This window comes from Cecembia sp., from assembly GCF_007126775.1.
GTDB lineage: Bacteria > Bacteroidota > Bacteroidia > Cytophagales > Cyclobacteriaceae > Cecembia.
This window is the reverse complement of the sequence record NZ_SLAP01000179.1, coordinates 1-10442: the sequence shown is the minus strand read 5'-3', so window position 1 is coordinate 10442 and position 10442 is coordinate 1. Positions and strand designations below refer to the sequence as shown.

The following is a 10442-nucleotide window of genomic DNA, read 5'->3' as shown; positions in this document are numbered from 1 at the left end:
TATTGTATTTACTCTTATAGTGATGGATAAACCACCTGCCTATATAACCACCGGCTCCAGCAATTGCTATTGTTTTTTTCAATCAATAAACGGGTTGAAGGTTAAGAATAACTGCCTCTGCTGCCTTTCTTCCGGCAGTCATGGCAGCATTAATGGATCCATTCAATAGAAAATCCCCAGCAAGGAAAACTCCATCTGCCACCTTGGTATTCCCTGGATCCAAAGAATAAGCCATATCTTCAGGCTGCGGCAGTGCATTCTTGATTTCATAAGTTTTGATGTGCTCGAAAAACTCTGCATTTATTTTTGTCAAAGCTGATAATTCTATGGCCACCAATTTGATCAATTTCTCATCTGCCTCAACCGGCTTAGTTATAGACACAGAAAGTAAGGCTTTGTTGTTTTTCGAATAATCTTTGCTCAGATCTGTCATAAAGACCAAGTTATTGATCAAAAACTGATCATCTGTTACCAAAGCAATTTTTGGCTGGGCAATAAAAGAGTGGTCTAATGAAAAATACATATTGATCACTTTTCTAGAAGGTTTGAATTGGCCTGCAAGCTGGGGTAAAATATTATCAGGACGGGAGGCAATAATGATAGCGTCTGTTTCAAGTTCCTCACCTGAACTCAGCAGGATTTTTCGGCCCTCAACCTGCTTAACAGGTGAATGATATCTAATCTCTGTATTTTTTAGCTTTCTCAACAGTTGTTCAGGAATGGCCTGCATGCCCGATTTAGGTACAGCTGCATGGCCATAGGAAAACATTTTAAAAACAAACTTGAACATTCTTGAAGAAGTGCTCAGCTCGTTCTCCAGGAATATCCCTTTAAAAAATGGTTTAAAGAAATTATTGATTATTTTCTCTGAAAAGCCGTAGTCTTTTAAAAACTGAAGTGTAGTTACTGATGGCTCCGAAAATATACTTTCCTCTGTTTGCGATTTTAAAGATTTTGTCAATTGAAAAATCTTTAACTTATCAGTCAAATTCCCTACTGGAGAAAAGGCCATATTGAGAAATTTACCTGGATTCCTTAAAGGATCGCTAATAATAAAGGAGTCTCCTGGCTTTAAAATAAGTGCTCCGGGGTCAAATTTTCTAAGCTGTAATGCTTCATAATCCAAATATCTTTGGGCCTCGGGATAAGACGTAAGTAGCACTTGAAACCCTCTATCCAATAAAAATCCCTTGTAATCATCGGTTCTTACCCTTCCTCCAACCTGATCCGATGCTTCCAGAATTATGGGCTGGTATCCTGCCCTTTCCAATTCATATGCAGCTATCAACCCTGAAATGCCTGCACCGATGATATAAATTTTTTGTTCGTTCTTCATAAATAACAGGTATTATAAAAAGACCAATTCAACGATAAATTGTTTGTTTCAGGTCTTTTATTTTATGCTTTGGACAACCAATTACATTTCAAATAGAGGTAATCCTGTAAATTTCATTTCCTAAAGCGTAATAAAAACATAATTTACTAAAAAACTATTCCATGAGACGCATCATTTTCACCTATTTCTTGTTCTTATCATCGTTTTTCCTGCATCATGCAAAAGCACAATCCACCTATTTTCCTGTTCCGGGTTCCTGGGAAGAAAAAATGCCCGCTGATATGGGTCTAGATGAAGTGAAACTTCAGGAAGCCATCAAATTTGCCATACAGGAAGAAAGTGGTGCAGACAAAAACCTAAAATTGGCACACTACCTGAGTGCTTTTGGCAGGGAGCCTTTTGGATTTCCTATTGGACCTATGAAAGACCGTGGAGATGCTACAGGCCTGATAATTTATAAAGGCTATGTGGTCGGAAAATGGGGAGATCCTTATAGGGTGGACCTTACATTCAGTGTGGCCAAAAGTATTCTTTCTACTACAGTAGGCCTTGCTTATGATAAGGGGCTGATTAAAAGTGAAAGAGACCTTGTTTACCTCTACATGGCACCCATAATTCCCTATGAACCTTACAAACCTGCTATGAATAAATCTGATCATTTGTATGAGGAAGATATATTTGAGCTATTCGCTACAGCACACAATAAAAAAATCACCTGGGAACATCTTCTTAGACAAACCTCTGACTGGGAAGGAGTACTTTGGGGGAAACCAGACTGGGCAGACCGGCCTCAGGGAAGCGCATCAGGCTGGTTAAATAGAGAGAGGAGCGAGCCGGGAACGGTATATAAATACAATGATACCAGGGTGAATGTCTTAGCTCTTGCCATTTTGAATGTATGGAGAAGACCTCTTCCTCAGGTAATCAAAGAGCATATCATGGATGAAATCGGTGCAAGCCCAACATGGAGATGGACTGGTTATGAAAATTCCTACATTGTATTGGATGGACAAATTGTACAATCCGTCAGTGGAGGTTCCCATTGGGGGGGTGGCTTGTTTATCAGTGCGTATGATCAGGCACGTTTTGGATACCTCACCTTGAATAAAGGCAATTGGAATGGAAAACAATTGATTTCTGAAGAATGGATCAATAAATCAAGGGTTCCTACTGCTGTACAGCCCAATTATGGTTTTATGAATTATTTTCTCAATACGGACAAAAAGGAAATTCCATCAGCACCTGAGTCAGCATTCTTTCATTTGGGTGCGGGCACAAATATGGTTTATGTCGATGAAGAAAATGACCTGGTAATAGTTTCCCGATGGATTAACAATGACAAGAAGGCAGAACTTGTCAGAATGGTATTGGAAAGTTTGCCCAGATAAAATAATATTTATTCTACATCTTTTACACAGCGGAATCCTATATTTGAGGTTCCGCTGTCATAAGCCTGACTTTGCCTTGCTGATGGTCGGTAGTTGATACAATAATCATCTGCACATAAAAATGACCCTCCTTTGATTACTTTTTCCTTTGCAAATGGATTGGAAGGATTGTAACACAAGTTGACGCTGGAGTCAAGAGCGGGAGCATTGCCTGCAATCCTACTAAAGGTAATGGCATCATACCAATCTGAAGTCAGCTCCCACACATTGCCTATCATATCATATAAACCGAAATCATTGGGAGGAAAACTTTTTACAGGTGCGGTTCCTGAAAAACCATCTTCACCTAAATTTCGGTGCGGGAATTCTCCTTGATAAGTATTTGCCATAAATACCCCTGCTGGTTTAAATTCATCACCCCAGGCATAGCGTTGATTGACCCTCCCTGCTTTTGCCGCATATTCCCATTCAGCTTCTGTGGGTAACCTCTTCCCTACCCAATCCGCATAGGCCACTGCATCTTCATAGGCGATATGGACAACGGGATGATTTTCTTTTCCTTGTAAATCACTTCCTGGTCCATCCGGATACCTCCAATTGGCTCCGACAACCCATTTCCACCATAGACTGACATCTTCAAGGGGAACTGCATGAGAAGGCGGATTAAAAACAAGTGAACCTGCTTCCAGGTCTGCATCATCAGGCTTGGGAGTACCAGGGGGCAATTGTAATTTGAGTTCTTCCCAATCCACGGGCCTTTCGGCCACAGTCAAATATCCAGTAGCTTCCACAAATTGGGCAAATTGCCTATTGGTAACTTCTGTTTCATCCATCCAAAAAGCATTTAACTCCCGTTTCACTGCAGGTCTTTCTACTGCATAAGCCTCCATTTCATTGGTTCCCATATAAAATGCCCCTCCTTGGATCAAGACCATACCTTCCTGCTTTATCAGATCATTAGCATAACTCTTTTTGATTTCATTCTCCTTTTCCGGAGTTTTACAAGCCTGATATAAAAAAATGGAGAAGAAGAATATGGAATAAAATAAGCGATTTTTAAATTTTTCCGAAATTCTTTTTCTATCCAAATGTATTCTTTTGGTCATTACCATGACACTATATTTTTTAATTTTATACTAGTTTTTCTATTTTGGAAAGGGTGCAGTTATTCTGTCCTTTAACATAGATTTTAAGGATTCACCGATTAATATCAAAGAAGCAAACATCAACAAAACATCCCTTACGATATGCAGATAGATCAAAGACCAATTCACATTCGCTGAAAGATCAGTAATAATAAGTACAACAGAGGAAGCCAAAAAGAACAGAAACACACCAAGGCCTCCGATTAGCCCTGTTTTGGCATTTCGGTAATGGAGCATCAAAAGTCCAGGCGCAATTACCAAGTAAGCCATAACCAATGCCATCCAAAGGTTGTCTTTATCTAATTTAAAGGAAAGAAGGACGAATGACCACATGTAAATTGCAATTCCAATTCTCAGGAACAATTTACCCAAAAATTCCACCTTGATAATTTTGCTTACCATTTCCATTTTTTTATAAATCTATGAAAAAATATGGGCACAAAAAAAACGGTCTTTAAGACCGCTTCTTGGATATCAATGTTCAATGATATTTATTCACCGGCAACAGAGGTGGTTGCATGAAGCTTACCTAACTCCTGATCTATGGTCCAGAGTCCAACTCCTTCCTCCCCAATGATATCAAATAACTCCAATGCTCTTCTTGCGAGGGTTTCTTCTTCTCTTTGTTCAGTGACATACCACTGCATAAAACTAAAGGTTGCAAAATCCTTTGCGGTAAAAGCATGGTCCACAATGGCATTGATGGATTTGGTCACCTGAATCTCATGCTCCAGAATCAACTCAAATACCTCTCTCAGGGAATTAAAGTGCTGCCGGATACCAGTGATTTCAGGCTGTATGGCATGTCCACCAGCTTCATTGATATAGTGGAAAATTTTCATCATGTGCATCCTTTCTTCATCAGAATGTGTATAAAGGTATTTAGCTGCATTTTCATATCCCATCATCTGGCACCATGAGGCCATGGACAGATAATAGGCTGATGACTTTCCTTCCATTTCAATCTGCTGGTTCAACAGCTTTTCTGTATCGTGAAGAAGAGAGCGCTTTAAAGTGACGATTTCTTTACTTTTCATTTCCATGTTATCATTTAATTAATTTCTAATTTTTTGTATGGCATGATATATTGTAATCATTATTCAAAAATAACTATTTCCTTGATGAGATTTACTAAAAAACTGATTTACAAAGAAATTTGGAATTGGTATAAGTAAAATTCTAAAATAGCTCCTGCCCTATCCAATAAAAACTTTGTATATCTAGATGTATAGGTACAGTGAAAATTAAAAATTGAAAATCAACAGTATGCGGTTCAAATAGAAAAATCCTATATTGAAAGGAAAATTCATATTTAAGAAAAATTTAACTTCATTAAAACCAAACCTAAAATGACCTCCAGACGAAAATTTATCCAAACGAGTCTCTTAGCAGGAGCCGGATTAAGTATCCCAGGACTTGTGGAAGCAGAAAGTCTAAGCAAACTCGCCAGAAAAATAGCCCCATCTGATCAATTAAATTTTGCAGTCATTGGCTGCAAAGGTATGGGATGGTCAAACATGAATGCCCATCTTAAAATTCCTAATGTCAACTGTGTTGCCCTGGCAGATATAGATGAAAATGTGCTTGACCAAAGGTCAGCAGATGTGGAAAAATTAAGAGGCAAAAAACCCAAAGTATACAAAGACTATAGAAAATTGCTTGAAGATAAAGATATAGACGTAGTCATAGTGGGTACGCCCGATCATTGGCACTGCCTTAATATGGTTGACAGTCTGTCAGCAGGTAAACATGTATATGTTGAAAAGCCAATTGCCAATACCATAGAAGAATGCAATCTGATGGTCAAAGCAAAGCAAAGGTATGGCAAAATGGTTCAGGTAGGCCAATGGCAAAGAAGCGGGTCCCAATATGCCGAAGCCATAGATTATGTAAAATCTGGAAAATTGGGTCAAATACGTCTTGTGAAAACCTGGGCCTACCAAGGCTGGATGAAACCGGTTCCCGTCATGCCTGATGGGTCTGCTCCAAAAGGAGTGGATTACGATATGTGGCTAGGACCTGCACCAAAACGCCCTTTTAATGAAAACAGGTTTCACTTCAATTTTAGGTGGTTTTGGGATTATGCGGGTGGATTGATGACAGATTGGGGTGTCCATGAAATCGACATCGCATTATTTGCCATGGGTGTCAATGCACCGAAATCCGTTATGGCCTCGGGAGGGAAATTTGCCTATCCAGATGACGCCTCAGAAACACCAGACACATTGCAAACTGTCTATGAATATGATGGATTCAATATGTTATGGGAACATGCCACCGGTATAGATGGGGGAAATTATGGTACCACGGAAGGTATAGCCTTCATCGGTAATAATGGTACCCTAGTAGTAAACAGAGGTGGATGGAGAGTGATCCCGGAAACTGAAAATCAAGACGGTAAAAGAGTAAACAAATTGGAGGAGGTTGCCTTGATCAGACCCAGTAGAAATGCATTGGAATTACATGCACAGGGTTTTGTTGATGCCATCTTGCAGAATGATGCCTCCAAATTAACCTGCGGCATAGAAACGGGCAGTATTGCAGCCATCAATGCCCAGATGGGCAACATTGCTTATAAGACAGGTAAAAAAATATATTGGGATGCAGAAAAAGGCCAATTTACAGATCCGGAAGCAAATGCCCTTATGAAGGCGAATTACCATAATGGATGGGCATTGCCGAAAGTATAATTTCAATTGCGAAAAGCAGTCAAATTAATAGGAAGGGTACTGAGACCAGAAATCTTGGGCCCTTCTTTTGTTTCCCAATTGTGAGATATTCTTACCAGGTCATTTTGGACATCAAATTGCAGATTGATAAGGCCCTCCTTTCCAAAGAAAACCTCCATATAATTATCATTGCCTAAATACTGTATAAATAAGGTCGGAAAAGCCAACAAATCTTGTTTTTCCAGTTCTTCATTTTGATGTTCCTGATCAAGCAATGAGGGTTTGAATACTTGATAATTTCCATTGGGCAAAGAAAAATTAGGGAAACTCACTTCTTTATTCTTAAAGAGCAATTGGATATTTAGAACATTGGTATTTAGTGGTTGTGAATTTGAAAAATTTTCGTCTGTCGACAATACTAATGAAACTGAGACATGGCTATTGGGGCCAGTAATTGAAACAGGTCCTGTAATTTGAATTCTGGCTGCAGAGAAATTTACTTCCTGCTGATCTAAAAATACATTATTGACCACTTGTATCCGCTCATCGTCAAAATTAGGAGCATCACAGCACAAAAGGGCAAACCCTGCAAAAAACAGGATTGCAAGGCGCAATATTCCACTTATAGAGAAAGGTTTCATGATGGAGCTTTTTGACTACCAATTATTTTCTCTTTTCACATAGGACCACTCTTCCTTCAATATACTATAATAGATCGTATCCCTTCTTCTATTTTTTGTCATCAGGGTATGGCTTCTCAAGACCCCTTCTTCTATGGCATTGATATTTTCCAATGCTCTTCTTGCCGATAAGTTCAAAACGTCTGTTTTGAATTCAACCCTTTCAACCTTTAATTTTTCAAAGCAATAGGTGAGCAAAAGCTTTTTCATTTTTTGGTTAAAGCCTTTTCCTTGATACTGCGTTATCAACCATGTCCAGCCTATTTCGATCCTTTGGTCACGTTGGGCATAATTTCCTAATGCGGTAGACCCTACTATTTTTCCGGTCAACTTATCCATGAGAACCAATTGGAGCCTTTCTTTTTCCAATGCTGGCTTTAGCCACTCGTTAAACTCTTTGGGTTCGCTAAGATCAAAGGTAAAGTAATTCCAAAGTCCTTTGTCCGTAACAAGTTCTGATAAATTGGGAAGATCCCTTTCCTGCAAAGCCCTCAACAGGATGTCTTCATCCTCCAATACCAGGTCAAAATCCAGAGCCATCAACCGAGTGTTTCCAACAAGGCATTATTGAAAAACGCTACCTCTTCCAAGGTTCCTGTACTGATCCTGCACCAGTTATCGAAAGGAGGGAAAGGTCTTCCAATAATTACCCCTTTTGCAAGCATTTTTTCACCTAATTTCCTCACATCTTCTTTTGCGTGGAAAAAAACAAAATTGGCCTGAGAAGGGAGGTATTCCAGTCCCAATTGGTCTAAAGTAGCTTCAATCATTTTTCTTGCTTCGAGGTTTTTGGATAAGCTAAAACGATAAAATTCCAAATCTTTCAGCGCCTCTTTTCCTGCTTCAATGGCCATGATATTGGTGTTGGCCACTACCCTATCATTAAGCTTTGCGGCTATTTCCGGTTTGGCTACCAAATACCCTAAACGGATTCCTGCAAGCCCGTAAACTTTGGAAAGTGTCCGGGAAACAATCACATTTTTCCCCTTTTTAACCAATTCCACCATAGAAGGGTAATTGGGGTCTTCTATGTAATCGTAATAAGCCTCATCGCTGAAAACCATGGTTTTCTCGCTGGCAGTTTCACAGAAATCCATTACTTTATCCGCTGGTAGCAATTTTCCTGTGGGGTTGTTTGGATTGCAGAGGAAAATCAATTTGGTTTTTGCCGAAATGCGTTTTTCAATTTCTTCCAAGTCATAATCCATATTTTTGTCCAGAGGGACCCAATTGATATCTGCTCCCCATACTTTGGCATATTCCATCATGGATAAAAAAGTGGGTAAACCAGACAGAATTTCATCCCCTTTTCCTGCATAAGTTATTCCTGTTATCTTGAGACCTTCCGTAGAACCTGCAACCAAAACGATATGATCAGGTGTAACACCCTCCTTTTGGGCAATCATTTCGCGCAAAGGTGCATTGTATGCCCAAGGATACCTACAACCTAAATCAAAATTGTCAATCATGGCCTTTCTGACAGTATCAGATGGTCCATATGGGTTTTCATTGGAACCTAATCTGATGGGTGTATCAAAGGGCCTTGGATTAAATTTTTTGATTTGTTCCGCTGATAATTTACCAATGGAAGCACCTCCTGTAATCATTGCCATACCACCAAATAGGGATGCACTTCTCAACCATTCTCTTCTTGAAAGACTCATAACAGCTTATATTTTTCCAAAATCTAAGAAGTATTCACTGATAATCAAAACCAATTTATATGAGATCAAAGGGATTAGGGAAAAATAACTCACAAGGGGTATATTTTACCAATATGGTAAATCACATCAATTAAATCCTACAATAATTATTTTTTTTGAAATTTTATTCTTAAATTTTAAAGTAAACGAAAACCCTTAATTAAATAACCGATATGAAAAAGATCCTTTCAACCTTTGCCATCCTCATGGTTACTGTTGCCATGGTCTATGGCCAACAGAACCGGTACCTTGTCTTTGAGTTTATCAAAGTAGAATCCAATCAGACTTATGATTTTATCGAGCATAAAGAATTCATGGAAAAGATTTATCAGGGGGCTATCAACGATAAAAGAATTACTGGATGGGATTTCTGGTCTTTACAATCAGGAGCGGACCCAAGCGAATTTCAATACATCACTGTCACCTATTTTAATGACCCTGTTTCAATGATGAATGGACTTGGGGAAGATGACATGATTCGTTATGCCATGGTGGCTTATCCTCATATGACAGAAAAACAAGTGAGGGAAAAGTTAAACGAATCATCAAACCATATGGATCTGGCACAAAGATCCTACATGCAACAAATAGCCTCATCCCGCGACAGTTTCCAGTTTAAAAGAGGTGCTTTGGCTTCTTTTGACCTGATGAAAGCAGTAGAAGGTAAATTTCAAGAATACGAAAAAGCCGAAAGGGAAGTATTTTTACCTATACATCAAAACCGTATAGAAAAAGGATTAATGGGTCATTGGAGTTTATTGAGAACTGCTCTGCCTTTTGGAAGTGAGGCCAAATCCACCCATCTCACTATGAATGTTTATAAAGACTATCTACAGTTTTTCAACGCACAGGAATATGAAGATATGGAATCCACTACAGAACAAAGGGCTGCGGTGGAAAAAGGGCTCAAATCACGGGATCAAAAATGGGTTTACCTGGCCACATTGGAAAATTCATTGAGGTAAAAGAGGCTGTCCAAATGGACAGCTTTTTTACCAGGCAATGCCATAATCCTCTCCATGGTTACTAGAACCTCCCCAAAAACTCTTATGCTTCCAATCGAACCAGATTGCATTCAAAGGTCCTGAAGTCCTTTCGAGAAAATTCATTTTGTATCCCCTATTTCCAAGATCTTTTCTGATCCAGGAGGGTACAGCTGTATTCAGGGTAATGGAGCCAGGTTTGGATTCATGGGCACCAAAAGAAGACTGCATCTGATATGTGTGAATATTTGCAGCCTCAGATGCCTCCTGCACTGTCATATCAAATTCCACAATGTTTAGAAAAAGCTGCAAAAGATCCTGGTCCTGGGTATCTCCACCCTGAACTGCAAAAGAAAGGAAAGGCTTTCCCTCTTTCAAAGCCATACTAGGTGTCAAAGTAACTCTAGGCCGTTTACCTGGCTCCAAAAGATTATAAGGATTCAATGCTTCGTCCAACACAAAACTTTGCATCCTTTGACTCAACCCAACCCCTGTATTCCCTGCTATTGCAGCTGGAATCCAACCTCCAGAAGGAGTA

11 protein-coding genes are annotated in these 10442 nt (G+C 39.3%); 3 read left to right on the top strand and 8 right to left on the bottom strand.

Going from position 1 to position 10442, the window contains the following annotated elements; all coding sequences use genetic code 11:
• Positions 1 to 82: 82 nt before the first annotated feature.
• Positions 83 to 1336 (bottom strand): NAD(P)/FAD-dependent oxidoreductase, encoded by a 1254-nt coding sequence (locus QZT73_RS11995; RefSeq protein WP_291788364.1) that lies wholly within the window; start codon positions 1334 to 1336, stop codon positions 83 to 85.
• A 161-nt stretch (positions 1337 to 1497) separates the two neighbouring features.
• On the opposite strand from QZT73_RS11995, the gene QZT73_RS11990 reads away from it, so the two are divergent.
• A complete protein-coding gene (locus tag QZT73_RS11990) occupies positions 1498 to 2724 on the top strand; it encodes a serine hydrolase (RefSeq protein ID WP_291788362.1) in 1227 nt (408 codons plus the stop codon).
• A gap of 8 nt (positions 2725 to 2732) precedes the next feature.
• Here the strand turns inward: QZT73_RS11990 and QZT73_RS11985 are convergent, their stop codons facing one another.
• The 3 genes from QZT73_RS11985 to QZT73_RS11975 all read right to left on the bottom strand — a co-directional run bounded on the left by QZT73_RS11985 (position 2733) and on the right by QZT73_RS11975 (position 4912).
• The gene (locus QZT73_RS11985) at positions 2733 to 3830 is read right to left on the bottom strand and encodes a formylglycine-generating enzyme family protein (RefSeq protein WP_291785696.1); all 1098 of its coding nucleotides are present in this window, start codon (positions 3828 to 3830) and stop codon (positions 2733 to 2735) included.
• Positions 3831 to 3869: 39 nt separating this feature from the next.
• Positions 3870 to 4271 carry a hypothetical protein gene (locus QZT73_RS11980; protein ID WP_291785694.1) on the bottom strand — a complete coding sequence of 134 codons (402 nt, stop codon included), beginning with the start codon at positions 4269 to 4271 and terminating at the stop codon, positions 3870 to 3872.
• Between the two features lie 89 nt (positions 4272 to 4360).
• Complete coding sequence (locus QZT73_RS11975; protein WP_291785692.1) at positions 4361 to 4912, bottom strand: ferritin; 552 nt, start codon at positions 4910 to 4912, stop codon at positions 4361 to 4363.
• 306 nt (positions 4913 to 5218) lie between these two features.
• On the opposite strand from QZT73_RS11975, the gene QZT73_RS11970 reads away from it, so the two are divergent.
• Positions 5219 to 6559, top strand: coding sequence for a Gfo/Idh/MocA family oxidoreductase (locus tag QZT73_RS11970; protein ID WP_291788360.1), 1341 nt, complete (start codon positions 5219 to 5221; stop codon positions 6557 to 6559).
• A 2-nt stretch (positions 6560 to 6561) separates the two neighbouring features.
• On the opposite strand, the gene QZT73_RS11965 is transcribed toward QZT73_RS11970, so the two are convergent.
• Genes QZT73_RS11965 through QZT73_RS11955 form a run of 3 tightly spaced genes read right to left on the bottom strand, consistent with a single transcriptional unit; the run spans position 6562 to position 8882 of the window.
• On the bottom strand, positions 6562 to 7179 hold the full coding sequence (locus tag QZT73_RS11965; protein WP_291788358.1) for a hypothetical protein: 618 nt from the start codon (positions 7177 to 7179) through the stop codon (positions 6562 to 6564).
• A 15-nt stretch (positions 7180 to 7194) separates the two neighbouring features.
• Positions 7195 to 7758 carry a GNAT family protein gene (locus QZT73_RS11960; protein ID WP_291788355.1) on the bottom strand — a complete coding sequence of 188 codons (564 nt, stop codon included), beginning with the start codon at positions 7756 to 7758 and terminating at the stop codon, positions 7195 to 7197.
• Positions 7758 to 8882 (bottom strand): histidinol-phosphate transaminase, encoded by a 1125-nt coding sequence (locus tag QZT73_RS11955; RefSeq protein WP_291788352.1) that lies wholly within the window; start codon positions 8880 to 8882, stop codon positions 7758 to 7760. The genes QZT73_RS11960 and QZT73_RS11955 overlap by 1 nt, the downstream gene beginning before the upstream one ends.
• A gap of 212 nt (positions 8883 to 9094) precedes the next feature.
• Between QZT73_RS11955 and QZT73_RS11950 the strand changes: the two genes are divergently transcribed.
• The gene (locus QZT73_RS11950) at positions 9095 to 9886 is read left to right on the top strand and encodes a hypothetical protein (RefSeq protein WP_291785687.1); all 792 of its coding nucleotides are present in this window, start codon (positions 9095 to 9097) and stop codon (positions 9884 to 9886) included.
• A 27-nt stretch (positions 9887 to 9913) separates the two neighbouring features.
• On the opposite strand, the gene QZT73_RS11945 is transcribed toward QZT73_RS11950, so the two are convergent.
• On the bottom strand, positions 9914 to 10442 hold a 529-nt coding region (locus QZT73_RS11945; RefSeq protein WP_291788350.1), incomplete at its 5' end, for a gamma-glutamyltransferase.

Excerpts from the sequence above, each read along its gene's own strand:
- QZT73_RS11995 (WP_291788364.1), bottom strand. The coding sequence starts at position 1,336 with ATGAAGAACGAACAAAAAATTTATATCATCGGTGCAGGCATTTCAGGG.
- QZT73_RS11990 (WP_291788362.1), top strand. The coding sequence starts at position 1,498 with ATGAGACGCATCATTTTCACCTATTTCTTGTTCTTATCATCGTTTTTC.
- QZT73_RS11985 (WP_291785696.1), bottom strand. The coding sequence starts at position 3,830 with ATGACCAAAAGAATACATTTGGATAGAAAAAGAATTTCGGAAAAATTT.
- QZT73_RS11980 (WP_291785694.1), bottom strand. The coding sequence starts at position 4,271 with ATGGTAAGCAAAATTATCAAGGTGGAATTTTTGGGTAAATTGTTCCTG.
- QZT73_RS11975 (WP_291785692.1), bottom strand. The coding sequence starts at position 4,912 with ATGGAAATGAAAAGTAAAGAAATCGTCACTTTAAAGCGCTCTCTTCTT.
- QZT73_RS11970 (WP_291788360.1), top strand. The coding sequence starts at position 5,219 with ATGACCTCCAGACGAAAATTTATCCAAACGAGTCTCTTAGCAGGAGCC.
- QZT73_RS11965 (WP_291788358.1), bottom strand. The coding sequence starts at position 7,179 with ATGAAACCTTTCTCTATAAGTGGAATATTGCGCCTTGCAATCCTGTTT.
- QZT73_RS11960 (WP_291788355.1), bottom strand. The coding sequence starts at position 7,758 with ATGGCTCTGGATTTTGACCTGGTATTGGAGGATGAAGACATCCTGTTG.
- QZT73_RS11955 (WP_291788352.1), bottom strand. The coding sequence starts at position 8,882 with ATGAGTCTTTCAAGAAGAGAATGGTTGAGAAGTGCATCCCTATTTGGT.
- QZT73_RS11950 (WP_291785687.1), top strand. The coding sequence starts at position 9,095 with ATGAAAAAGATCCTTTCAACCTTTGCCATCCTCATGGTTACTGTTGCC.